This is a genomic window from Ureibacillus massiliensis 4400831 = CIP 108448 = CCUG 49529 (assembly GCF_000772965.1).
Classification (GTDB): Bacteria; Bacillota; Bacilli; order Bacillales_A; family Planococcaceae; genus Ureibacillus; species Ureibacillus massiliensis.
In genome coordinates this window covers 29,729-53,554 of the sequence record NZ_JPVQ01000024.1, presented here as the reverse complement: position 1 = coordinate 53,554, position 23,826 = coordinate 29,729, and the positions used below count along the sequence as shown (strand labels likewise).

At 32.7% G+C, this 23,826-nt stretch carries 29 protein-coding genes; all 29 read right to left on the bottom strand.

The window, feature by feature from the left end:
- Positions 1–141: 141 nt before the first annotated feature.
- The 29 genes from CD30_RS12720 to CD30_RS12595 all read right to left on the bottom strand — a co-directional run bounded on the left by CD30_RS12720 (position 142) and on the right by CD30_RS12595 (position 23,799).
- Complete coding sequence (locus CD30_RS12720) at positions 142–984, bottom strand: sialate O-acetylesterase (RefSeq protein ID WP_036177577.1); 843 nt, start codon at positions 982–984, stop codon at positions 142–144.
- Between the two features lie 872 nt (positions 985–1,856).
- Positions 1,857–3,077 (bottom strand): DUF6575 domain-containing protein, encoded by a 1,221-nt coding sequence (locus CD30_RS12715; protein ID WP_235802059.1) that lies wholly within the window; start codon positions 3,075–3,077, stop codon positions 1,857–1,859.
- Positions 3,058–3,447, bottom strand: a complete 390-nt coding sequence (locus CD30_RS12710) for a hypothetical protein (protein WP_036177573.1) — start codon at positions 3,445–3,447, stop codon at positions 3,058–3,060. Before CD30_RS12710 ends, CD30_RS12715 begins: the two co-directional genes overlap by 20 nt.
- A gap of 245 nt (positions 3,448–3,692) precedes the next feature.
- Positions 3,693–4,592: a hypothetical protein gene (locus tag CD30_RS19580; RefSeq protein WP_052126196.1), complete on the bottom strand. Its 900-nt coding sequence runs from the start codon at positions 4,590–4,592 to the stop codon at positions 3,693–3,695.
- Between the two features lie 43 nt (positions 4,593–4,635).
- Positions 4,636–6,243, bottom strand: coding sequence for a recombinase family protein (locus tag CD30_RS12700; protein ID WP_036177570.1), 1,608 nt, complete (start codon positions 6,241–6,243; stop codon positions 4,636–4,638).
- 83 nt (positions 6,244–6,326) lie between these two features.
- A complete protein-coding gene (locus tag CD30_RS20330) occupies positions 6,327–6,470 on the bottom strand; it encodes an SHOCT domain-containing protein (RefSeq protein WP_170215837.1) in 144 nt (47 codons plus the stop codon).
- A gap of 69 nt (positions 6,471–6,539) precedes the next feature.
- Positions 6,540–7,124: a hypothetical protein gene (locus CD30_RS12695; RefSeq protein ID WP_036177567.1), complete on the bottom strand. Its 585-nt coding sequence runs from the start codon at positions 7,122–7,124 to the stop codon at positions 6,540–6,542.
- A gap of 13 nt (positions 7,125–7,137) precedes the next feature.
- Positions 7,138–7,407, bottom strand: coding sequence for a hypothetical protein (locus CD30_RS12690; RefSeq protein ID WP_036177563.1), 270 nt, complete (start codon positions 7,405–7,407; stop codon positions 7,138–7,140).
- Positions 7,397–7,714, bottom strand: coding sequence for a phage head-tail connector protein (locus tag CD30_RS12685; protein WP_036177561.1), 318 nt, complete (start codon positions 7,712–7,714; stop codon positions 7,397–7,399). The genes CD30_RS12690 and CD30_RS12685 overlap by 11 nt, the downstream gene beginning before the upstream one ends.
- 9 nt (positions 7,715–7,723) lie before the next feature.
- Entirely contained in the window at positions 7,724–7,864 is a 141-nt protein-coding gene (locus CD30_RS20150; protein WP_156962308.1) for a hypothetical protein, read from the bottom strand.
- Positions 7,865–7,935: 71 nt separating this feature from the next.
- A complete protein-coding gene (locus CD30_RS12680) occupies positions 7,936–8,766 on the bottom strand; it encodes a phage capsid protein (protein WP_036177559.1) in 831 nt (276 codons plus the stop codon).
- A 27-nt stretch (positions 8,767–8,793) separates the two neighbouring features.
- Positions 8,794–9,399 carry a DUF4355 domain-containing protein gene (locus tag CD30_RS12675; RefSeq protein WP_036177556.1) on the bottom strand — a complete coding sequence of 202 codons (606 nt, stop codon included), beginning with the start codon at positions 9,397–9,399 and terminating at the stop codon, positions 8,794–8,796.
- A gap of 93 nt (positions 9,400–9,492) precedes the next feature.
- The gene (locus CD30_RS12670) at positions 9,493–10,785 is read right to left on the bottom strand and encodes a phage portal protein (protein WP_036177554.1); all 1,293 of its coding nucleotides are present in this window, start codon (positions 10,783–10,785) and stop codon (positions 9,493–9,495) included.
- Positions 10,786–10,853: 68 nt separating this feature from the next.
- Positions 10,854–12,044, bottom strand: a complete 1,191-nt coding sequence (locus tag CD30_RS12665; RefSeq protein WP_036177551.1) for a DUF5780 domain-containing protein — start codon at positions 12,042–12,044, stop codon at positions 10,854–10,856.
- A gap of 59 nt (positions 12,045–12,103) precedes the next feature.
- The gene (gene terL, locus CD30_RS12660) at positions 12,104–13,735 is read right to left on the bottom strand and encodes a phage terminase large subunit (RefSeq protein WP_235802058.1); all 1,632 of its coding nucleotides are present in this window, start codon (positions 13,733–13,735) and stop codon (positions 12,104–12,106) included.
- Entirely contained in the window at positions 13,708–14,169 is a 462-nt protein-coding gene (locus tag CD30_RS12655) for a hypothetical protein (protein WP_052126195.1), read from the bottom strand. The genes terL and CD30_RS12655 overlap by 28 nt, the downstream gene beginning before the upstream one ends.
- Positions 14,144–14,644, bottom strand: coding sequence for a Panacea domain-containing protein (locus CD30_RS12650; RefSeq protein WP_036177549.1), 501 nt, complete (start codon positions 14,642–14,644; stop codon positions 14,144–14,146). Before CD30_RS12650 ends, CD30_RS12655 begins: the two co-directional genes overlap by 26 nt.
- A gap of 166 nt (positions 14,645–14,810) precedes the next feature.
- Positions 14,811–15,659, bottom strand: coding sequence for a tyrosine-type recombinase/integrase (locus CD30_RS12645; protein ID WP_036177546.1), 849 nt, complete (start codon positions 15,657–15,659; stop codon positions 14,811–14,813).
- Between the two features lie 161 nt (positions 15,660–15,820).
- Entirely contained in the window at positions 15,821–16,555 is a 735-nt protein-coding gene (locus CD30_RS12640; protein ID WP_052126194.1) for a helix-turn-helix domain-containing protein, read from the bottom strand.
- A gap of 61 nt (positions 16,556–16,616) precedes the next feature.
- A complete protein-coding gene (locus tag CD30_RS12635; protein WP_036177543.1) occupies positions 16,617–17,123 on the bottom strand; it encodes a hypothetical protein in 507 nt (168 codons plus the stop codon).
- A gap of 19 nt (positions 17,124–17,142) precedes the next feature.
- Positions 17,143–17,568, bottom strand: coding sequence for a hypothetical protein (locus tag CD30_RS12630; protein WP_036177541.1), 426 nt, complete (start codon positions 17,566–17,568; stop codon positions 17,143–17,145).
- 106 nt (positions 17,569–17,674) lie between these two features.
- Positions 17,675–17,836, bottom strand: coding sequence for a hypothetical protein (locus CD30_RS20325; protein ID WP_170215835.1), 162 nt, complete (start codon positions 17,834–17,836; stop codon positions 17,675–17,677).
- A 65-nt stretch (positions 17,837–17,901) separates the two neighbouring features.
- A complete protein-coding gene (locus CD30_RS12625; protein WP_036177538.1) occupies positions 17,902–18,171 on the bottom strand; it encodes a hypothetical protein in 270 nt (89 codons plus the stop codon).
- A gap of 177 nt (positions 18,172–18,348) precedes the next feature.
- Complete coding sequence (locus CD30_RS12620; protein WP_036177536.1) at positions 18,349–19,098, bottom strand: hypothetical protein; 750 nt, start codon at positions 19,096–19,098, stop codon at positions 18,349–18,351.
- Positions 19,099–19,166: 68 nt separating this feature from the next.
- Positions 19,167–20,423, bottom strand: a complete 1,257-nt coding sequence (locus CD30_RS12615; protein ID WP_036177533.1) for a DNA modification methylase — start codon at positions 20,421–20,423, stop codon at positions 19,167–19,169.
- 37 nt (positions 20,424–20,460) lie between these two features.
- A complete protein-coding gene (locus CD30_RS12610; protein WP_036177531.1) occupies positions 20,461–20,655 on the bottom strand; it encodes a hypothetical protein in 195 nt (64 codons plus the stop codon).
- A 15-nt stretch (positions 20,656–20,670) separates the two neighbouring features.
- Entirely contained in the window at positions 20,671–21,339 is a 669-nt protein-coding gene (locus tag CD30_RS12605) for a hypothetical protein (RefSeq protein ID WP_036177528.1), read from the bottom strand.
- 378 nt (positions 21,340–21,717) lie between these two features.
- Positions 21,718–23,586 (bottom strand): DNA primase family protein, encoded by a 1,869-nt coding sequence (locus CD30_RS12600; protein WP_036177526.1) that lies wholly within the window; start codon positions 23,584–23,586, stop codon positions 21,718–21,720.
- Between the two features lie 21 nt (positions 23,587–23,607).
- Positions 23,608–23,799 (bottom strand): DUF5659 domain-containing protein, encoded by a 192-nt coding sequence (locus CD30_RS12595; RefSeq protein WP_036177523.1) that lies wholly within the window; start codon positions 23,797–23,799, stop codon positions 23,608–23,610.
- Positions 23,800–23,826: the final 27 nt, after the last annotated feature.

Here is a 23,826-nt window from a genome sequence, read left to right as displayed (position 1 = left end):
ATATTCGTATCCGAGGTTGAGTTTATTATAATATCTTTTAACTTTAACTCTGCAACACATTCAAATATCGTAGAGTGTTTGTTGTAACACAATGTGTTGTATAAAGTCATGGTTTGTTTTTATTGGGATCTAGCCTATTTTTCATTGATTTGTCTTTAGTTGTGATTGGAATTCTTCAAATGATGTTTTCCCTTGTGACAGATCCATTATTTTCATATACATTATTTCTGATTTTGTATAAGTTCTATTATGAATTTGATCAATTAACTCGTTTTCATTTATTAACGGTTTCATTACATGCTCCTTCTTAGAAAAGGCTTCATAATAGCGTAATCCAAATTTTCTTTGAGAAATTGCATCAATATGAATACCATCAGGATTAGATGTTAACCCTTCTGCTGTGACAAAGTAACAATTATCTTGTTCAAGAGCAAATTTTTGCAATTCTTCGTTAAGATACTGATATTCTGTACAATTCTTTCCAAATCCTTCTTTACCTAAAAAACCCCCTAAACCTCCGATAATGAGAGGGATATTTGGAGCGTTCAATTCCTTTCTAAGTGCCTCAATTATTAAAAGGAATTTTTTATAATAGACTTTATAGTTCCCATTTACACTATCGCTTTCTCCCTGATGCCATAGAATTCCTGCTAATTCACTATTTTGCATAGCAAATTTCGCTTCGGTTATAGCGTGTTGGAAAAGCGTTTGATCTACAGCCCATTCGTCCAGTGTACTACCGCCTTCCGCACAAGGAATTAAGCCTATCGTATCTTCTAGATTTTGACGGCTCCATGCTTCTGCAAATGAACCAGCCAAACTTATTCCTGCTACTGGGCGATCATAGTTGATAGGTTCCGTCATCATCTGCCATCTTCCATTACGCAACATTTGAATTCTTTCATTATATATAGGAGGAACTTCATGGATAAACCCTCGTCCCGCCATATTAGACTGCCCTAACATTAAAAACGATTTAATCATTTATTTCATCCTTTGTTAGAAATTTTTAGTTCCTTTAATAAATGAAAATGATAACTTATATATTTATATCATAATACCATGGTTTTATTTTTTCCATTTACCCCAACAAATACTACAAAATATATAAATTTAAAAAGAAAAGACTGTAGACACGAAATTCAAATTGTCTACAGTCTGACACAAATACGTAAATTGTATTTGCGTTTATATTATTTACCTTCTTCTTGTATAACCCAAACGAACCCTTCCGAAATCCCCCACCTCAAACCCGCATTCTTCCGTTCGAGTTAAAATAAAGATTTCCGAAAGAACCCCAATTTTGAGCAATTTCCGATTCAAAAATGACCATTTTTTCGCCTGTTTTTCGGTATTTTTTCACGGTTTTTTGGGAGTTAAAATAGAAATCTCCGATTTTGGAAAGAAGAATAGGTGGATAAATGAAAAAGGGAAATAAGAAAAAAACAGTGAGAAAAGATTGAATGAGGCCTGCGGTCTCTTATTGAATAGCTGCCTGAATAAACTATTGAAAAAAGCCTGAATTGAAAAGGGATTGAGCAGGATTAAACATTGATAAAACTATTGAAAATATATTGATTTTCTATTGAATTATACCAGAAAAAAATCCCGGGTTCCTATTGAGGAAAAACCGGGATAATATTGAATCAGAATCGAAAATCGGAAATGTTTATTTTAGCGAAAATCGGTTCCGAATCGGAAATTTCTATTTTGGTTCGGAAGTGTTTATTATTGGGTTACACTTCTAAAGTTAACTCAGCAACACACTCAACATGCGTTGAGACGTTGAAAGGGATATATTTATCTGTTAAATCAATTTATAATTAGTTTAAAAATAACAAATACGTCTCTAAAAATTATTCAACAGGCTGTTCAAAATATATAAGGGTATATTTTACTGAATGTTCGTCTTCAACATAATCATTAATTACTTCCTTTTCAACAACTGCTTTGATTAAACTCGGTACTCGGAATTGAAGAGTTTTATCTTCCTTCAATCTTTTAAACATATCTGTGGACATCTTACCGCCTATTTCACCTATTGATTCAGTAGAAATTCTAAATCTGTTATTTGAAGTATTTATTGATGTTAAAAGTCCTTCAATATTTATTTGTTCAGTATATTTTTCACTTTTATCTTCGAGTATTTTCGTAAGTATATCTAATTTAGCAAAAGAATTCCTATCAAAACTAACTACTTTATTTAAACCTTCTGTTTTTGTAGTTGCTTCCAATTTTAAAGAAAACTCATTATCAGATATTTCCTTTAGCCATTTCTTTATACTCTTTACTGTATTTATTGAAAAAGATTCATCAATTTCTATTTGTTCTTCTATTTCTATTGGATTCTTGACTTGTATATCTTCAATTATTTCGAATAGGGCACTTAAAGATTTCTCTGGAACTTCAAACAAATCTGTATCCTTTGGTTCAGTTCTTATCCATACTCCAAATGATGAGGGTTGTAAAGAATCAATTCTAAGATTAACTTGATGTTCCGATTTATTCCCCATTATTTTATTTCCTATATCAGTTGCTACATCATTTAATGATTTCTTCAAATTACTTAATACATTTAAAAATAAATCTAAGTTAATATCGTGACTATTTTCATCATCCTTTAATACCATTTTGAATTTAGAACTATCAAGGATATCTTCTTCTACTTTAAAAAATTCTGTATCTGTGACATAATCATATTCCACATAAAAATCTTCTTCTGGAAAACTCTCGTGATCAAAGTTATTTGAATTAACCAGTTCAACATTTAACTCTATATCTTTATCATTTAAATTAGAATCTATAAAAAGGTAATAAAGTCGTTCTTTATTTTTTAATCTATTAAGTAGTTCTAACACCGAGATTTTTTGATGAATTAAATCAATACGTTCTTTATTTGAAATTCTGCAGAACAGCCATTTATCAACATTATCTTGAATTTCTTCAATATAATAGTTTAAGTAATACATACCGCAAGGAGATTTGGAAATAAAAAATAATGGGAAGTCAAAGTATTCGAAAATATGAATTATTTCTGATTGCTCTAAATCAGAATATTTATTTATTCCCAATTTCACTCACCTCTTCTAAAAATACCTTTAACATATCTATTTCTTTATATACCCATAGATTCAAATGATTGTTTTTTATATTATGTATTCCACATTCTGACGTGATTCTTCCAGCAACAAGTTTTTTATTTCTTAGATTTTTAAATCTTTTTGAAGCATTTTTGGCAGCATCAATGGTTGTATAAAATGATAATGCAAGTGCTTCACAAGTTTTGGCAGGTGGATAACTTTTTCCTCTTTCCACATGGTTAAGAAAATCTAAATCTTGAACAGAATCATCTTCAATAAATCTATAAACAGGTTCCACATCATTTGAGATTGCATTAGATGGGGGACATTGTGGTGGCATATATTCTTGACTTTTAAAGTACACCATGTTTCTCCTCCCTATTCGTATTATTCCATTTAATGAGTTTTTATTAATACATTGGAAAAAATTACTTAAATTATAGCAATCATAATCAAGTTTTTGGTGTTTTTCGACAAAAATAGACAAATTAAAAGTACATTGTATTAAAACCAATATTGCGTAACTTCTTGAATTTACATTTCTATCTTTCACTATAAAAACAAAATGCATTGGTAGAATATTTTCGTTCCTCTACCGATGCATTGTATAAATTAAATATAAATTTGATTACTTGTCATGATAATATTATTGCCTGAAAAAGTCGATTGAAAGCCCACTTTAGTAAATGCGGATTTTATTACTGTATCCTCCAATATTCTTTCATTAAGTAAATCTTCAATCTTTATAGTATTATTCAAAAGTCCAATTATTAATGGCTTATAACTCTTTAACTCTTCATAAGCATCTATGTCAAATGCTTTAACATTAATAAAGTCTTTTCCAATTTCTAGGTGTGTTTTGTGGTTATAAAGATGATATGCAACTTCGTCAAAGTCATCGTTTAAACCAAAATAAACCATAGGTACTTCATATCTACATTTCTTTAAGTCATCTAAAATGTAATTTATCCCACTAGTACTTACCTTAATTTGTAATCCAGCACTTATTCCGCTACCACTATTTTCGTTTATTTGGAGTAGTTCTTCCCTACCCTTTTCTGCATTAATCCATATTATATCCCTTTGAGGATTCGTTGTATCATATTTTGTTGGATATTTATCTTTCGTAGTTTTCAATCCTGTACCTATTGCAATATATTTATCTAATTTTTTTACCTTCTTCTTACCTTTTCTTGCAATAGTAGCCCATTTTCTATTTATTTCTTTACTATTGTTACATCTATTCACAATAATTGCTTCAGCAATATTCCCAAGCAATCTGATTGCAGTTTTGAAAGGATTTTGTTCTAAAATATACTTTAAATTTAGTATACCTTGTTCATTTAATTGAATATATCCTAAGTCATCCATTAAAATTTTCAAAAGATTTTCAGCATATAGGAATTTCACAATTTCCATCTTCCTATTACCTTTTATCCATTCCGAATAGGTTTGAGTATATTGAGGATTTATAGTTCCATCATTATTTTTTATGGCAACAACTAATTCCATTAAAATTCTCCCCCAAATTTCACTTTAGCTAATTATAGTTTTTTTATATTTTTTCCTCAACCCTCACCCCATTTTTCAATACAAATACAAAATGCGTTGGTGAGAGAATTTCTATCTTCTCTACCAACGCATTGAATATGCCATCATCAAATTGTTCGAGTAATCCTTCTTTTTGTTTGAATACATTCATGATTTCCTGTACTCGCTTTTTATACTGCTCCTTCGATTCCTTACTGACTTGGATTTCATGTTTTTGCTCACGAAGTTGTTCTAACTGGTCACCAATTCTTACTTGTTCCTCTTGGTATATTTCTGCATCCATTTCGCCTTTCAGATTTAGTTGGACAAGCCCTTTATACTCCTGCTTCAGCTCTTCAATTTTCTTATCAATCTTTTGAATTTTAGTTTTATCTGCATTTTTCATTAATACCTTCTCAATGTTTCGATTCATCGTTTGGACAAATTGATCCTTATCCTCTTTCATTCGATTAAATACTCGGACAAAGGCTTCCATCAAAACTGCTTCGTCCACTGCTTTGGCATCACATCCTTGTTTTCCAGCAGCTATATATGTTTTGCATTGCCATACAACTTTTCTAGAGATATTGTTACTGTTCCAAATTCTACGTTTCAAGGTATTTCCGCAACACATACAAACTAATTTTCCACTGAACGGATATTTACTTGAATAGCGATGTGCATTTTCTTCTTTATACCCTTTCAATTTGGCTCTCCGTTTCTTTTCTGATTGCACTTGTTCAAACACTTCTTTGGGGATAATCGGTTCATGATTTTCTTCTATAAAATATTGTGTAGCTTGTCCGTCATTTTTCACTCGTTTTTTCGTAAGGTAATCCACTGTGATTGTTTTTTGTTGTAACAATGCTCCGTAATACTTTTCGTTCGTTAAGATTCCTGTAACCGTAGAGTCCCACCATTTTTCATTACCTGCGACTGTTTTAATGCCATCTGCCATTAACCCTTTTGCGATTGCTTGAGTACTTTTTCCTTCTAAATATTCTCGATAGATTCGTTTTACAATTTCTGCTTCCTTTTCGTTTATCACGAGTTCTCCATTTTCATCTTTGTCGTAGCCTAAAAACCTTGTCGTATTGCAATAAACCTTTCCATCACGAAATCCTTTGACAATTCCCCAGCGTGAGTTTTCGGATATGTTACGACTTTCATCTTGTGCAATGGAACTAAGAATTGTCAGTAACACTTCCCCTGAAGCTTCCAGTGTATTGATATTTTCTTTTTCAAATACGATTGCAATCCCAAGGTTCTTCAGTTCCCTTGCATTTTCTAATAAGACAACCGTGTTTCGAGAGAATCGAGAAATGGATTTTGTTAGAATCATATCTATTTTTCCTGCTTTTGCATCTTCTATCATCTGTTTAAATTGTATTCTCTTTTTATCAGACGTTCCAGAGATCCCTTCATCTGCATAGATATCGACAAACTCCCAATTAGGATTATTTTGAATTAAATTTGTATAATGATCTAACTGATTGGCATAACTTTCTTTCTGTTCCTCTGAATCTGTGCTGACTCGGCAATAAGCACATACTCTTAACTTTTGCTTACTTTGTACTCCTTCCAATTCTTCTAATGGTTTTTTCTCTAAAATTTGAACAACTTTTTTCGCCATTTCCCTTCTCCTTTCGAACATATATTCTTTTCACACACACACATGATAGATTTGTTTTATGTATACATCAACTTATTTCTTCTTTAATTTGCCAACTCTTTTTTATTAAAGGACTGCTGATTTAATCGGTCTATTTCTCGATATTCTTCCTCTGTAATTAGATTCTCTTCAAGCATCTCTTTTAAAATATGTACACTCAATAAATAATCCGCTGTATGTAAATGCATTCCTTATGCTCCTCTCTCATAAATAAAAAATGGCTCACCCGAAGGCAAGCCTAAGTATATTTTTGATTATTAATTCAATCTACCTTTTATGTATAATAATCCTGGCTTAAATCGATCTACTCCAAAAACCTGATAGTTCTTATTAAGTACAGAAAAAATTTCTCCTATTTTAAATTCAAGTAACGTTTCTTCATTTTCTTGTAAGATAGCGATAATTTCATTTTCTGAAATCGTAATTGGATAATTTGTTTCAATATCTAGGACGGTATTTTCTACAATTGATAAATAACTTACATAGGTAGTTTCCCCCGGAGCGTATATTGGTTCACCGAAATCATTATATCCATAAAAGATATATTTTCCCGGTTTCTCTTTAATTAGTATCTGGTTACATTTTCTTAAACGAGCTTTATTATGATTCATTCGTTGGTCAATCTCACTAACAACTAAATATGTGTTATTCTGATCAACTATTTTCACGAAATCTCCTGTGTGGATTTCAAACTTTCCTATTAAATATTTATCATTATAATAACGGAGAGATTCATTTGAATTACTAATTAAACCCTTTTGAATATTCCCATTCACTTCAACAAACACTCCTTGTTCATACAGAAAAAAATCCAAGAATGGTTCGAGTTGCTGTTCGCTCATTGTCTACTTCCTTTCATTTTTTACACTGATACAGCCAAACTTCCATATAGTCTGACCAGTTTTCAATGAATAGTATCTTATATGCATAGTTATCTATCTGAACATATCGTGGTAACGTCATTTCCTTTTCATCATCACAAAATAGCCGTTTCGTCACATCTACATGAAAACCACCTTCAAAATTGATAGTTTGACGGAATGGTTGAATATCTCCTTTTATTTCTTTAATATGTGACGTGGAATTTGGAGTTTCTACTATTAAAATGGTCGAATCATAGAACACTATATCCCACCTTTATTTTTGGTAATGGCAATGCAGAACGAATTGAAAGGGGAATACCTAATTCATAGGACGTACTTCTTTCTCCTTGTTTGATTTGACTCAATCCTTCTGAGTTTCTATTTTTATAAAGGAATTTCGCATAATCTACAATCGTTTCTTCATATTGAATAGGCAGTTCATTTACATTGCAATAATGCAAGATAGCAATTTTCGCTCGCTGATAATAATGGAGCAACTGCTCATCTTTCGTTACATCCGTGTCATCTATTTCTAACAATCGTTTCATTTTTGCTAATGACTCACTCACATTCATCACCTAATCTTTCTTTTGAACTGTTGTTGACTTTTTAGTGTTCATTTTTACTTCTTCATAATTTTCTTGTGTTAACAACCGCTTTTGTAATGCTGGATCTATGATTTCCCAAATTAGCCCTGTTTCCTTGTTTAATATTTTCATCTCTTCTCCTCCAGTAAATAAAAAATAGGGCATCCAATAAATAGCTGGATACCCTTTCACTATGTATGTATTTATGAACGATTTGCGGTTAATACGGCAATTCCTTCTGGTTTAATGCATTTTGCACCATACACTTGAAGCCCTTTAATCGCATCAGAAAATTGCTTCTCAGGTCGATATGCTTCCACTGAATCCACCTGTCCAGCAAAAGAAATAGCTGATTTGTGACCTGCAATAATTTTGTATTTTGAACCTATATTATTTGGAACATTATTGGATTTATAGACATTCATGTTATCAATATTTCCCACATATCCAGTTAGAAGGACATTGCGATCAACTGTAAAGCGTGGGTCTTTCACCAGTAATCCATAGAACCATGCAGGAACAACGACGAATCGGTCACTTTCTGGCACATCATTTTCATCTAATACGACACCTAAATCAATAAGGTAATCATAAGCATTCTCCTTCGTTGGAACAATTGGAGTCGTATCATCACCAATCGTATTACCTGCTTTCACTTCAGTATAGAAACTTGCAATATATTGGTCAGCCACATTTGCTAAACCATAAGCTGCTTCAACAATTCCCTTTTCTAATAAATCCACGTTAGCTTGCGCTCGGTCGATATCATCTACTTGGAAGTTAAAATATTTCGCTTGGTCAATCACGAGTTGTTTTTGATCTGAATTTAGTTCCTCTGGATTCCCAATACCTGTCGACTTATTATAATCCCCAATCGTTACATCCCCAATGGAATTAATTTTAACAACAGAACCTTGCCCTTGAATTTCTCCTTCATAATCATGATTAACGATATTTCCATATACCAATGCTTTCTGGAATCTTTCATTTAATCGAGCACTCCAAATTGTAGGAATAAAATTATTAACTGTCATATATATCACCTAATCCTTTTCAAATTATTATTGTTTTAATAGTTGTTTTACACTGTCCCAATTTTGATTAATTTCGGCTTGGGACATACCTTTTAATGAATCTAATGTTAATGTTCCATTGTGGTTTTCTCTTGGAGGATTATAACCATCCCCTTTCAATCGTTGTTCAACAATGGATTGAACGGATGATTGAAATACAGATTCCAATACTTCTAAATTTGCATTCGTTGTTTCTTCATCTGCACCAATAAAAAAATCCACTAATGGTAGTGGAAGTTTCTTGTCACTCGCTATTTTGATGGCTTGATTCGTTAAGATTTCCCGTTGCTTCTCTCGTTGCATCTTATCCACTTCTGTTTTTAATTTCTCCAACTCAATATCTTTCGCATCTTTTTCAGGGAACCGCCTTTTCACTTCTTCATCAATTAATGCCTCAAGATGGTTGGCTTTCCATGTTTCAAGTGACTTGGAAGTGCGTTTATCTACTGTACTATCTAGCCAACTTTTCGCCTCCTTATTGTCTTGTAGGAATTGTTGTACTCCCTCAACGCTTAGTAAGCCCTGAAGATAGTTACTTACTTCCTCATTCCCTTTGTTTTCCTCAATAAATTGTTTGACTTCTTTCCATTCCATATTGCTTCCTCCTACTGCCCTTCTAACTCCAATTGGAACTAGAAACGCAAAATTTTTATTAGCCTTTTCATGTCATGCTTAGGACAAAATTAGTTATTCACCTTCAGCAAGCTCATCTGGTAAAATTCGATTTTGTTCGCTGATAAACTTTTGAATCTCCATCTTTGGATTTTCGATAAATGGCAATAGCGATAACAATGTTTCTTGTGAACAGATATCTTTTAACTTTACAATGACATCCGCTAATCCCACTAAATCGGTTGGAAGGTTACGAGTAAACTTTACGGAGACATCCCGATAGTCATATAATTTCCCTTCTTTCTTTTGCAGATAGGTAAAGAAATTTTTCAATCGCTGCTTGATGACTTTCTCCATTATGGCTTCTCGCATACTCACTCGATTTTCTAAGTTCAATAATTTATTACGTAATGCCAATGAAGAAGTATTTGAACTCCAATTTTCATTGAAGTTGACCTCATCCATTAAGTCATAGATTTTACGCTCCAAATTATCTAACTCATTTTTTACAAACGAATCATTGATCTCTTTCGTTAACCATGACACTTTACCTCCAGATGGAACTTGTATAATCCCCATCTTCTTCATATTTACTAAATCCTCTTCTTCAATTCTTGCATTCTCAATGACTAGATAAGCATTACGATGGTCTGCTATTTCATTCACCAAATCTGAGTTCAATGCATTATAGGCATCAAACAATGACATCACATCTTGAAATCCACTTTTTCGTTCTGTATTTGCTGGACACGTAATAATGGGGACTCGTTCAAAAATGTGATGATGGTTCCCAATGTAAAGTAACTTTTCTTGTTGCTTGCCTAATCCTTGTTGTTCTTGACTGATTTCATAATGAAGAATTTCTTGATCTGTATAGACATCTAAAAACTGTTTTTCTTCAAATGGTTTTGTAAAACGATGTAGCCCTAGCACCACATTTCTATCTGCAGTCCCATCCTCTAAGACAAAACAATGAAGAGGAGTCAGTATGGTTGCACTGAACTCCCCTTCTTGATTAACATAATTTAATTCGTAACTATCACCAAAAATTTCACTTTGTTTTCTCAACTGAATGTTATGTTCCTTATCCCAATGGCTCATTTCATGGTCAATTTTCTCAATGATTTCTGCATCATCTGTTTTGGATATATAGTTGACTGGCTTGCCGAGAAGATAACCTGTTTCATTGTCCACAAATTTACGAGGGTAATTGAAGATGAGTTTGCGATTACTTCGGCTGTCTTGAATGTCGTAATCTTTGAGAATTTTATGGTTGCCTTCGTAGTAATCTTTATATTGTTGCTTGGATAAGGATTGTTTGTTTAGTTCCTTCAAGCATTCTAATATTAATTGTTCTGTTACTTGCATGTGGTCACTTCCTTTCTAAAAATAAAAAAAGCCTGTACGATAAAGTACAGACTATAGCGAGTTTCATTTTATTTAATTGGATTCCCTAAATATTCCTCTTCCCAATAATCATAGTATTCATTTGTCCATGAACTTCCATCATAATATTCAACTTTTTTTACACAAGCAATTATTTCACTGACTGTTCCGTAATCTGTATATAAATTCCATGCACTATTATTACCAAACGTTTCACCTGGTTGTATATTGACTGATTCAGCTTTACCTTTAAAAAGTAAATCATCTCCTGCAAGTGTTCCTGATTTAAGAGGATATCCATTTGCGTCATACATTAAAATTCCTATTTCAAAATACTTAATGACTTTTTGTGTTTTGTTCGTTACGATGACTGAAGCTTGATCATTGATTTCAAAATAATCTGGAACAACTTTGGTACCAACTACTTCTAGTTCCTGTTTAGATTTGAGCTCATCCATCTTCTGTTTTCTTTCAGTAGCTAACTTTTTATCGTATGCTTCTTGATACACGGTATCTTTAGCGGTTAATTCTGCATCTTTAGGTATTATGATTAAAGCTTCTTTTATTATCTTCAAAGCACCTTCGTAATCCTGATTTTTAGCAAAGCTATCTGCATCTTTTAATACTTGCTCTTTGTATTTCTTCTCATTATTAGTTATCTGTTCTTGAGACTTGTTATAATTTGTATCTTCTTTTATGACTTTTTTATATTCCTTTAAAGCATTAACAAAATCATTATTCTTCAAAAACTCCTCCGCATTACTAAAAGCAATTCTTGAATCGTTCAGATTATTAATTTCTCTAATAGCGCTACTTATATCACTCGATACCAAGTTTGTTTTTTTAATAGTTTCAAGCCGAGTCGTTGCTACTTTATAATCAATTGCTCCTTCAATGAATGACTTTTGAATATTGGCAATTTCATCTTCCAGATAGGATAGAATACTATTTTCCTTTTCTGTGTCCCCCTTAATTTTTTCTGTATATATCTTATTTGCTTCTTCATAATCATTATTACTTATATTACTTTTAAATGCTGATACAGGATTATTAAAGGTAAAAACAACTGATAAAATAAGTATCGCTATTATGAGAATTGTAGCACTTAAAACAATATTCTTTTTCTTGTTATACCATTTAATTTCCTTTTCTTGAGCATGATCATCAGATAAGCTCGCACCACATTTGTTACAAAAAAGACTATCTTCTTGATTTTCTGTTTTACATTTTTTACATATCACTGGAATCCATCTCCTTTATTTGGACTCTACTAATATTTAAATTTAATTGATTAAAATTATTAGAATAGTAGAGTCCTATCATAAAACTTCAAACTTTTCACCGACTGCACCAACTGAACAGCTCCATATAAACTATCTGGAGCATCATCGTGTTTGCAATGTTTGTTATAATCCTTTATTTGGTTATTATACCTAATATTTAACTGATTGAATAGGATGTGTCCCTTCTTCACATCGGGCTCTAAACTTACAATTCGTTCATGTTTTTGCCCTTTCGTATGTATGCTTTCTATTGGTAAATAGATTTTTGCCTTCCAAAGAGCTTCCTCAAACTTCTGCTTCATGTAACTTTGTGCTTGGTTCGTTTCAAAGCCAATTTTCTCTACAGGAAATGTGGACAACTTGTTAATAACTTCTTGAAATAAATCATCAGGTAATAACTTATGTACAGTTCCATCTATCACATATCGTTGCTTTGTTTTCCGATGTTGACCTAATATAGTGATAGCGGAATAATCGTTTTTCTTTCCCGCTTTAATCGCAGGGTCAATATACATTACCACTTCCATTTCATCAAACTCAGGCAACACGCTCCAATACTCAATATTTTGGAAAATGTAATCATCCGTTGAACGTGGATCATTTTGCATTTCTTTATAAAATGATTTGTCGCCCATTGCTTGTTTCTTACACATCAGATAATAATAATCCAAATATTCATTCCATAAAATTTCTGTTCCCTCAAGCATTTCCTCTTTATGAGCATTAAAAAAAGACAGAGCTGTATTGATTCTGTCTTGGTCTAATAAATTATTATATTGTTTCTCCCACTCCGACCATAAATCATCTCGTTCTGACCATTGATTAATCGCTGCCTTCTTCATACTTCTAACTCCAGGTATTCGACCCTTTAATAAATCAGACATCAAATCTTCTTCATGTAGAATAGTACCGACTACTAAAATATTCGTATCCCTCGTACCAATCGGAATGACTACATCACGAAAAGTTGATTTCACTTGTTCACGTTTTGATTCTGATTTTGCAGTATCGTCTTTTAACAAGTCATCCAATAAAACTAAGGTTGGACGATGTTGTTTGTAATGGACACCACGTAATGAACCGTCAATTCCCCTAATCATAATACAGCTATCTATACCACTTCTCGATTTAATCCATATTTCATTATTGTTCCAGCGATTGCCTTTCTGAATGCCAAAATCCTCAATGAGCAATTGATTATTCTCAAGCTCATCCTTAATCATATCTAGGAATGGCAAAGCAATTTGTTCAGTTGCTGAAATGATTAATGTGAATTGTGACTTGTCATAAAGAGTGGCATACAGAGGAAATAAAAAAGAATTAATCGTTGACTTTCCGTGTTCCCGTGGAAGTCCGAAAGCGTTGATTAATCCTTGATTAGAAAGCATATATCGTAATTCTGTGAAAAGTTCCTGATGAAATTGACCAAACTTGCGGTCAAAGTATTTTGGAAAATAACATAATGCGAAAAATTCAATGTCTAATTCACCGAGTAACTTCCGAAGTTCTGAAAAGGAAAACTCTTCGATGAGTTGTTTGATTTTTTGGTTGGTGAAATGTTTTTGAAGGTATAGAAGTAAAAGATTATATTCTGTTTTAATATAATAACCCCCAATTAAAATTATGTGTGTTTCTTTTCGCTCTTCCAAAACTTATGTTCTTTATCTAGAAATACTACATTAAAAATATTTCTATTAACAAATCCAATAATACATTGTTTTCCCGTAACATGTATCCTCGCCCACTCTGCATCTTCAGGAACATGTTTTGGATGATTAAACTCTGTTTTTTTCTTTGGAGGAAATTCTCCATAAATATTAAACTTTTTTCCATCCACCTGTGAAACTAATGAATTATGAGAATAATTTCTTAAGGTTTCCATTGCTTTAGCTAACAGGTTTTCTTGTTCCCATTCTGAAAAATCCTGACCCTGTGTTCTATCTAAATACTTTAAACTAATTAAAAAATAATCGTTTATAGTTTGTTCATTTTGTTTAGCTGTTGGGCTATCTGAAACACCTTTTAATAAACTTTGATTTCGCTTTTGTGTAGGAATGTTAAATTTCTGTTTCGGTTTCCCCATAAAGTTTTTCCGTGTAATATTCCTTCATTATATTTTTTGATATTCTTTCTTCACATCTATCACTAGGTGCATATCCAATACGAGCCGTTAGCCATGGTTTTTCTTCATGTGTAAGGCATTCTAAATAATAAGGTGTTTTATTTCCATATTCATCAAGTACATCATTAATAACTTGTATTTGTTCTTCGCTTAAGTAATTTTCTAGACTTATTGTTTCTTCAGAACTAGGAATGACTGCGTTTAAGATCGATTTTTCTTTATAATAATTCCAAACATTTCTAACTACGGGACCGTGCATCCATGCCTCAAAGTCTTCATCTATTAGAGGTTCCTTTAGAAAAACCATATGCCATGCATCAACATAATATATTAATTTTTGTAATTTTAAATGATTGACTTCTAAACCCATTTCATTGATATATCCTAAAATATATTTTGATAAAATTATAGAATCCATTCTTTGAAGGTTTAACATTTCCTAGCCCCCTTTTTTATATTGGGAGTATCTTATCTTACAAAATACTATTTCTATAATATTACTTTATATGAAAAAATGTCAAAAAAATTTCTGCTCCTGTTGGTACCAGCCCCATTTTCCTAAATAGAAGTACCCCCTAGAACGACAAAAAGAGTGGCTAGTATCACCACTCAACACTCTCTAGAGCTTGTTCCATTTCTTTATCAGTTGTTACTGTATAGATATTGGTCGTCTGGATATTCGAATGTCCAAATATTTGTTGGATCGTTGTAATTTCTACCTGTTGCTTCACAAGTGTGTGACCTAGTGTATGGCGAATCATGTGCGGAGTTACCTTTATATTCAATCTATCACCGTAATGGCTAAGTATTAGGTTGATGGCGTTTCGTTGCAATGCTCCTCGTTGACCAATTAATAGGTGGTCTGTATCGGCTTCAGGTCGTTCTGGTAGATATCGTTCAATTGCTTTTCTGACATCCTTATTTAATGGCAGGGTACGTTTTACATTTCCTTTTCCTATTACAGCTAATGTACCTTTTCGCTCTGTTATTTCTATATCTGTGAGCCTGATATTGACCAGTTCGCTTACCCTTATACCTGTTTGCAGCAACAACTCTATTATGCAGATATGCATCAGATTCCCTTGTCGGTGGATTTCCTTCCGTAACTTCCATATATCTTGTTGTTCAAGTCCCTTATAAGTAATGACTTCTCTGTTTTTTATCGGTTTAACGCTGATTTCTTCCTTTATATGCCCTGCTTCCTTCATCCAGTGTAAGAATACATTCAAACTGGCGAGCTTTCGATTAATTGTTATGATTGCTTGTTGACCTTTTTGAAGGTGTTTCTTGTACTCAACCGCATCCAATTCTATGATTTTATTGATTCCATGCTCCGTTTTCGTACTATACCAACCAATGAATTGTTTCATGTCCCTCAAGTAGCAGGAAATTGTGTTATCACTTTTGTCCTTGCCCCGTAAATAATGCTCAAAACCGTTCAGATATTGCATATTCTGCACCATCCTTCCCTTTGTTGTTACACATCATATAATTCATTCAAAGGGAAAGCAACTCAATACATAACTATCATTATGTTGTGATTTTGGCGTTTATTTTGCAATATTCCGGTTCAATTTGGGCATTTATCTATCGAATAACTCACAACATAACATTATCGTTCCACACTATCATCGGTTGGTATCCTCACGCTTTCATCAGCTTGGCTATCAGCACTTTCTTCTATTAATACGTAATCTGCTTCAATCGTATCGTTATCTTCCTCAATCATCTCAAGGAACAAGCGTTTACGTTCCTCTTCACTTTGCTTCGTATCCAAGATGACTTCTCTGCGGTCGTTCCATTCATCCTTCTTACGATTCTTTAACCAAAAGATCATGGCTGTCGGATTTGGTGGTTGATACCTTTTTACTTTCTCCACCCTCGTTTTCTTCTTGCCATTTTTATCTTCCTCGATGATCGTTTTTACTTCTTCAAATTCATAACCGAGTGCTGCCCTTAATAATGAATTTTCCACGCGGGAATCCATAACAGACTTGCCCCAGTTTACAACCTCTTTAAGGGTTGGATGTTCATTCTGATACTTATACCAAGTTGAAGGTACAATGCCTAATTTCTCACAAATCACATCATCCGTAAGTCCTTCACAACACCACTGTTGAATCTCCTTTAACCTAGGTTGCACATGGGTTTCCCATTTGCTCAATCTATGCGTTGCTTTTGCAAAATCAGGATGTTTCTTTTGATAATCGTAAAAAGTTGATGGATTGATATCCAGTTCATTTGCAATTTGTTCATCAGTCCAGCCATCAGCAATCCATTGTCTTATTTCATCTAATCTATGTACTACATTTGTATCGTATTTAGTCGGCTTTACGTTCTTCTTCATTTTCACCTCACCTCCAAAAGAAAAAAGCCAATGTAATTGATACATGGCTTCCAATCTACTTTTATTTAATTAAATTTTTATTGTCATTTAATACTTGTAAACCCTTTTTTAGCACTTCTGTATTACGAGTAATAGTTACGATTCCAATCCCCCCTATTATTACAGCAGCACCAAGTCCATATTTACCTAATGTCTTTAACCATTCTCGTTGTTCATGTGTTTCTTCTTTAATTCTATCTAGTAATTTTTCAATTTTATCATATATTTTATTTTTTTCTTCTTCAGTTTTCGCTTTTTCATATTCCTTATTTAATTGGTCTATTACTTTGTTTATTGAATTTATATATTCTTTACTAACATGTTCTTTTGCAAAACTTTTCATACCATCAATTACTGATTGCACTGATGGATTAACCGTTTTAGAGTATTCTTTAAATATATCTTTATTAAATTCGTCTTTACCTTCAGATAAAATTTCAAAAATCTTTATCATATCATCTACCTTAGGATTTTCAGGATTTTTTACACCCTTATCTCTTAAAAAAGATATTATCTCATTATTCTCCATAATAGCAATCTCCTTTTGATTATTTACTCCATTCCAAAGTACTCTCCACTTTATTTGAATCTTTTACCCAAAATATGTAAATCCCTAATTTTTCAACTGCAAACCAAATTTCTGAAATAAGCTCTCTATGACCTTCATTATCAGGTAGTGCTATCCCAACATTAACTTTTTCCTTATCATTGTGTTCAGTCGCAATCTTCATTACTGCTAATAATGCTTGTCCTACATGGCTCTTAATTTGATTTTTATTAAATGGTTTGCCATATCTACTCGATGTTTTTAGAGCACTAGTTGCTCCTTTCGCTTCAATAAACAACGTAAAATTATTATTTTTTGCAATTATATCTATACCTTTTTCGGAAGTATGTAAAGCCTGTTTTATCTCAAATTGCTTATTCTGAAGATACCTACAAACTGCTGATATTACATCATTTTCTGTGAGCATAGTTACATAGACCCCCAATTTACTCCTTAAATAAATTTCTACATAATCATTCAATTTTCCTTGTATCTAAACAAAAAAGAAGCCGATTTCTCAGCCCCTTCCCTTGCTATTCTTCCAATTCAACTTCATAAAACATCTCAATATCGTCAATCACCTTCTGCAACAACTCAACATGATCCTTTGCATCTTCTTCTCCGAATACGCACACCTTTTCAATCTGCATATCCTTTAGGAAGCGAATAACCATATCAATCTTTGTTTTCCCCATGTGTACCAACTCCTTATTAAGTTTGTCACATGTTCGCTCTGAATGTGAATTAAGTCAATAGTTTATTAACGTGAAAGGTGATCGATATCTTTTTTTACCCATTCCAATAATTGATCTAGGTTTTGAATGCCAAGTTTATTTTTAGAGACCCATTTACCATTATTGTATAAGATGAAACTTCTTCCACCCGGATTTATATCACCAACAATATTTTTCCTTCTATGATGAGGGTTACGAGTTATACATTCAACATTATACAACTCATTTTTTTCGTGCCTATTAATTCTTAATTCAGGAATTTTTGATAAGGCACTTAACACAGTTTGATTATCCATTTATCTTCGCCTCGTTTTTAAGTATATATTACCAAATAGACAATCAACTAGTATTAATTATTTCTATTACTCTCACTTTTGCCACACGTTGCCATATATAGGGGTTATCTTTCTATTCTAAACTAATTCATCCATCTTTCCTAATCAAGCCCACACAGGCAAAGAAAAAAGGGGACGTTACTCCCAAATGTTCGTTTCCTTTTCAGGTTTGCCATATCGGAAGGCTGAGTTGCCTGTTAGGTTTTGCAAAAGAAGCTTTCTCGTTTCCTTATACTCATCCCCGATCATCCCTAATCGGTTAAGCCACACTCGGAAGGTAAATTTTTCGTTATCGGTTGCCTTCTCTTTAGCCGATGCATTTTTTAGCTTTTGTGCCTTTTCGCTCAATAGTTCTACAAGCTGGGTATAAGCCTTTATTTTCTCAGGCGAATCTCTTTCTCTAAAAAACTTGAATGTAATTTCGTTATAGTCAAAATTGAAATCTACACATGAACACTTCGTATCACAAATTGCCTTCTGAAACTCCTCTATCGTTCCAACTTTTGCTTCATTCAAAGTAGTTACCAATTTATCACTTACGATATCTTCTTCAATTTCCAATGCCTTCTTTATCAATGATTGTTTGCTATTTATCATATTTACTAAGTTTGTAAGACTAATTCCTGTATGACCATTCATTGTAACTGCTATTGATAATCCTTTAGATTCTTCTGCTTCAGGAGTAGCCACTTCCTCTTCAATCATTCCGTTTAACAATGCTTCAAATTCTACATTTCTACCTTCTGAAGTTGTAATCTGTCCTTCTCGATCTACAATGAATGTTTCATGTTCTGTTTCAATTTGATAGTTAAAATTTGGAGCACCTAAATATTTAGGCTTTACACCGAAATGCTCCCCTATCGCTTTTACTATTTCTTTTCTATCCATTAGACCTGCCTCCTGTGTTTGTTTTGTGTTAACATTAGTCACTTAAAACACAGATGAAAGCAAGTTAATTATTGCAGAGTAGTCAATTCCGAATATGCTATTTTTTTACCATCTCTAATTAAATAAACATCCCCGTTACCACCCACATAATCTATGTATCTATTCACAATCACATCCGCATATTTTTCGTCCAACTCCATCGTTCTGCAAACACGGTCGGTTTCTTGACAAGCTATAAGTGTGCTTCCACTACCTCCGAATAAATCAAGTACAATATCATTCATATTGCTGCTATTTTTAATGGCTTGTACGACAAGTTGAATTGGCTTCATTGTGGGATGGAGTTCAGATACTTTTGGTCTTGGAATATCCCATACATCCCCTTGCTTTCTATCTTTAAGTGGGTGTAATCGTGCTTGTCCCTCTTTCCATCCATACCAAATCGGCTCATACTTTGTGTGATAATCTTTTCTCGAAAGTACGATACTATCTTTATTCCAAATGATTGTTGATGACCAATGGTAGCCATTCTCTGTTAATGTAAGCATGAGATTACCCCATTCTTGAGCGGACATCACAACATAGGTCATACAACCTTCTTTTGAAAATTGATTCATAACTTGAAAAGCCTGATTCATAAACTCTTTAAAATCTTCTGTCGGCATAAAATCATTTTTTATTGTTCGTGGTTTATACCCTTGAGGATTCCCCTCTTTAATAGCACCGTAGTTAACATTCCACGGAGGATCGGTAAATACCATGCTTGCTTTTTCTCCATCCATTAATATTGTTACATCATCTACTTTCGTACTGTCACCGCATACTAATCGATGTTTACCAAGTAACCAGACATCACCTTTTTGAGATATCGGATTTTCTGGAAGTTCAATCTCAAAATCATCTGCTTCTGCATGATCATTTTCATCCTTCAAGCTATCCAACAATTCCTCTGCTTCAGAAAAATCAAAGCCAGTAAGTTCTAGATTATAATCAGCCAACTTCAATTCTTCTAATTCCTGTGCTAATAATTCATAGTCCCACTCAGCAATTTCAGCTGTCTTATTATCAGCGATTCGAAATGCTTTTATTTGTTCAGGTGTTAAATCATCTACTTTTATTGTAGGTACTTCCGTAATTCCTAGTTTCTTTGCCGCTAACAACCTTGTATGCCCAGCAATAATTTCATTGTGTTCGTCCACAATAATCGGATTCTTGAAGCCAAATTCTTGAATACTTGAAGCAACCTTATCCACTGCCTTCTCATTATGTCGAGCGTTTTTTGTATAAGGAATTAATACTTCAACATGTTGCATTTCTATTTGCATCATTCTACCTCCTCTATAAAACAAAAAGAGCCTCTCATTAAAGAGAAGCCCATTCCTCATTGGTCATATTTAATTGTTTTAGTTGGCTCTGAATAAGTGGTTCAGCCAATTTTATTACTGCATCTGTATCAACTTGTTCAATAAATGTGGCAATATCCACCTTACCACGTTGTTTATATCCTTCTGCCAATATTTCTTTTACTTCTTCCAACATTACTTTAAAATCTTCCATATTTCATATTCTCCTTTATAGTTCAATTAATATATCTTGATATTGTCGTTGCCAGTGATCAGTTTTTGTTAATTTCCACTCTTCAGAAACCTTTACAACCGTTTCAAACTTTGCTTCACCAACAGATTCTAATATCACTTCTTTATCCGTTACTTTTTTGATGATTCCTTCAAGCGTAGTATTATCTACAAAGTCATTATTTTCCTCCATCGTTAATTGAACAAACACATCATCACTAGTAAATTTTAATTCTTTCAATAATGATAAGATGTCCGTTAACTTGTTAGAGTCTATAAAAGGAAGTCGTTTCATCCAATGCTGAACAAAATTATCCTCGTCATATGCCATCAAACGGTACACTCGAATATGATTATTTAATGCTTTATTGAAAAAATAAATCATCCCCATTTCTTCATCTACGGTTACATACATGCCTAGTTTATGTTGGATGCTGATTTCTTCTAATTGGTCTTGTAATTGCTCAGGGTCAGATACTAATTTCTCATCATACAAAACCGATATTAATTGCATACCATCATTACTGTATGTGTAATTGTCCATATGCAAATTAATATTAGACCAATCAATCACATTATGGATTTCAGAAGGTATGAGCTGATGAAACTCCTTTACCTTTGATTTTGCAAATCGTTTCACTTGTGATAACTTTTGTCTACTGTTCATTTATAATCCTCCATTCTAATTTTGAGCATAAAAAAAGAACCACTATAGGAGTGGCTCTGTGCAATCTATTGTATATAAAAGTTTCCAAGATGAGTTTCATTTTATTTTTACTCCATGTAAAATACCAATGCATAAAACAGTTGATACATAAGGTTCTTATCGATGGGTTTCCACGTTTCCTATTTAAATAATTCCTTACACAGTATTGCAAAATATTATATAGTACATTTTATTATTAATTTCAAATTCCTTAAGAGTAAGAAAATTAGGAAACTAGGAAACCAATTCGTTAAAATACTGATATTAATAGCTTTACACGGTTTCCAATCTTGTTAGAGGATTTGGATAAATTGAAACTTAATAGGAAACAGGAAACTTTTATGCTTTAATTCCAAACCAAAAAGGTACTGAGTTCTCTCCCTTTTTCGCCTTCTTCCAATGGATTTTATCTTTAAATTTTGATTCAACCTGCTTATTAAATGCTATTGCCGATTCTGATTTATAACCATTTTCTTTACACCAATTGACATAAATATTGTGTAACTCTTTTCTTTCAATTTTATATGGCGTTTGGCTAATTGGATCATTTCCAATCACACACTCTTCTTCAATAAACAACATTATCACATCTGATTCCTTTTGATATGATTTTACTTGGTCAGTAATTGTCTCTGAAGCTGTGAATTGTCCTTGTTGATCGAGTCGTTGCAATCCTGCTAATGCATAATTAAATAAAGTTGATAATGCTTCAGGTGTCGTTAATTTTTGAATTAATTTTGTATCTCTTTCTTTTTCAGTAAATATTCTTGTAAATGGAAATACCATCATTCTTCTAAAAAAACCGTTTGAATTGTCATTAGTTTTAGGTAATTCATTGGCACTGAATAGTAATTTACAAAACGGTTCAAAATCAAATGGGTCTTTCCCCTTTTTTTCAGCATTTAATCCTTCTCCACTAGCAATAACCTTTAAGTTTCCTGTTGAAGTAAGCATATTATTAGGTATGTCAGTAAAACAATTTAATACTTTTCCATACAATTCTGCAATTTTAAATCTTGACCGATCTCCTTCTAAATCTTGTAATTTAACTTTGGAGATATTCGATTTACCTAACATTGCTTCAATTGTATTTATTAATACTGACTTCCCATTGCTCCCAGTTCCAGTAAATAGAAAGATTTTTTCATATTCTGTAGTTGGAGTTAAAAAATATCCTATCATTTCAAACAACGTCAGATGCGTGTCTTTTTCAAGGACAGAATTAATAAAATCCATAACAATAGGGTCATTTGCTTTCGGATCATATGTTATCGGGAATTGAATTGTACTTAGCCTATCTGGAGTATGTTCGACTAACTCTCCTGTCTTCCAATTTAATAATCCATTTTTAAGGTTTATATAATCATCAAAATTATTCACATCTGTTTTTTGAGTATATGTATAGGACTCTATATAATGCCTGACTTCATTTACTCGATTTTTTCTATATTCATCATCAAGTAATTTAGTGGATATTTGTCTTAAGTATGCTTCCCCGTCATTAACATAAACACCATTATCATACCTGTATAAATAAGTTCCATCATAAAAAGCCTGCATACGGTTTTCTAAAATATCCTTACCATACCAAATAGGCTGAAACTTTTTACTATTGCCCATTATTTCAAAATATTGTTCATAATTCGGAGCAGCTTGTTTTCTAACATTTTTACTATCAGGTAAATCCTCCCCTGACAATTCTCTCCATGATGGGGTATCATCATTTTTAAAAATATCTGAAATATCAATAACATTACTACTGTCGTTATCTTTATTTTTACTACGATAGTATTCTGCTTCTGTTTGCATGAACTGTTCATATTCCTCAGCCAATCTCTCCCAATATGCTGGATCATTAGCCCTTGCTTCCTCTAAAGCTATAGCATTTTTTAACTCCCATTCGGAAAATTCATCTACTTGTTTATTAAAGTATTCCCTTTCCCATTCCGACATATATTTTTCATCATTATATACCCACCACGTTTTTCCTCCATTATAGGAAAATTCAAGACGATACGGATAATTAAAGTCAACCCTATATTCCTTTTCCAAGTCTTCCTTATTAATTGCTATCCAATCGCCATTTAGAAAGGCTTCAATTACAGATGTTTTCATATTTTTTCTAATACCAACCATTTGTCCATCAACTTTAAACGAGTTATTAAAATATTTAAAGCTATCATCATTTTTTCTTAAAGCATTAGCCATCTTGTTTCGACCTCCCTTTAACTATTGTTCTATTAGATTTTTATATTCGTTATACTTACTCATTACTTCCCTAATTTCTGCAGAATCCTTAAAGATGTAAATTTTTCGATTACTATCCTTCAAGTCTACTTTTTCATCAACTTTATGAAAGCGATTAAACATTAACCATCCTGCCATTCTTGATTGAGTAATAACGATTGTTTGATTGTTCATTTTTACTGACCTCCTTAGTGAAATAAT

Excerpts from the sequence above, each read along its gene's own strand:
- CD30_RS12675 (WP_036177556.1), bottom strand. The coding sequence starts at position 9,399 with ATGGAATGGAAAGAAGTCAAACAATTTATTGAGGAAAACAAAGGGAAT.
- CD30_RS12600 (WP_036177526.1), bottom strand. The coding sequence starts at position 23,586 with ATGGCTAATGCTTTAAGAAAAAATGATGATAGCTTTAAATATTTTAAT.
- CD30_RS12625 (WP_036177538.1), bottom strand. The coding sequence starts at position 18,171 with ATGGATAATCAAACTGTGTTAAGTGCCTTATCAAAAATTCCTGAATTA.
- CD30_RS12680 (WP_036177559.1), bottom strand. The coding sequence starts at position 8,766 with ATGACAGTTAATAATTTTATTCCTACAATTTGGAGTGCTCGATTAAAT.
- CD30_RS12640 (WP_052126194.1), bottom strand. The coding sequence starts at position 16,555 with ATGAAGAAGAACGTAAAGCCGACTAAATACGATACAAATGTAGTACAT.
- CD30_RS12700 (WP_036177570.1), bottom strand. The coding sequence starts at position 6,243 with ATGGCGAAAAAAGTTGTTCAAATTTTAGAGAAAAAACCATTAGAAGAA.
- CD30_RS12610 (WP_036177531.1), bottom strand. The coding sequence starts at position 20,655 with ATGGAAGATTTTAAAGTAATGTTGGAAGAAGTAAAAGAAATATTGGCA.
- CD30_RS12670 (WP_036177554.1), bottom strand. The coding sequence starts at position 10,785 with ATGCAAGTAACAGAACAATTAATATTAGAATGCTTGAAGGAACTAAAC.
- CD30_RS12630 (WP_036177541.1), bottom strand. The coding sequence starts at position 17,568 with ATGCTCACAGAAAATGATGTAATATCAGCAGTTTGTAGGTATCTTCAG.
- CD30_RS20150 (WP_156962308.1), bottom strand. The coding sequence starts at position 7,864 with ATGAAAATATTAAACAAGGAAACAGGGCTAATTTGGGAAATCATAGAT.
- CD30_RS12615 (WP_036177533.1), bottom strand. The coding sequence starts at position 20,423 with ATGCAAATAGAAATGCAACATGTTGAAGTATTAATTCCTTATACAAAA.
- CD30_RS12620 (WP_036177536.1), bottom strand. The coding sequence starts at position 19,098 with ATGGATAGAAAAGAAATAGTAAAAGCGATAGGGGAGCATTTCGGTGTA.
- CD30_RS20325 (WP_170215835.1), bottom strand. The coding sequence starts at position 17,836 with ATGGGGAAAACAAAGATTGATATGGTTATTCGCTTCCTAAAGGATATG.
- CD30_RS12605 (WP_036177528.1), bottom strand. The coding sequence starts at position 21,339 with ATGAACAGTAGACAAAAGTTATCACAAGTGAAACGATTTGCAAAATCA.
- CD30_RS12695 (WP_036177567.1), bottom strand. The coding sequence starts at position 7,124 with ATGAGCGAACAGCAACTCGAACCATTCTTGGATTTTTTTCTGTATGAA.
- CD30_RS12710 (WP_036177573.1), bottom strand. The coding sequence starts at position 3,447 with ATGGTGTACTTTAAAAGTCAAGAATATATGCCACCACAATGTCCCCCA.
- CD30_RS12645 (WP_036177546.1), bottom strand. The coding sequence starts at position 15,659 with ATGCAATATCTGAACGGTTTTGAGCATTATTTACGGGGCAAGGACAAA.
- CD30_RS12595 (WP_036177523.1), bottom strand. The coding sequence starts at position 23,799 with ATGAACAATCAAACAATCGTTATTACTCAATCAAGAATGGCAGGATGG.
- CD30_RS12635 (WP_036177543.1), bottom strand. The coding sequence starts at position 17,123 with ATGGAGAATAATGAGATAATATCTTTTTTAAGAGATAAGGGTGTAAAA.
- CD30_RS19580 (WP_052126196.1), bottom strand. The coding sequence starts at position 4,592 with ATGGAATTAGTTGTTGCCATAAAAAATAATGATGGAACTATAAATCCT.
- CD30_RS12720 (WP_036177577.1), bottom strand. The coding sequence starts at position 984 with ATGATTAAATCGTTTTTAATGTTAGGGCAGTCTAATATGGCGGGACGA.
- CD30_RS12650 (WP_036177549.1), bottom strand. The coding sequence starts at position 14,644 with ATGTTAAACCTTCAAAGAATGGATTCTATAATTTTATCAAAATATATT.
- CD30_RS20330 (WP_170215837.1), bottom strand. The coding sequence starts at position 6,470 with ATGCATTTACATACAGCGGATTATTTATTGAGTGTACATATTTTAAAA.
- CD30_RS12655 (WP_052126195.1), bottom strand. The coding sequence starts at position 14,169 with ATGGGGAAACCGAAACAGAAATTTAACATTCCTACACAAAAGCGAAAT.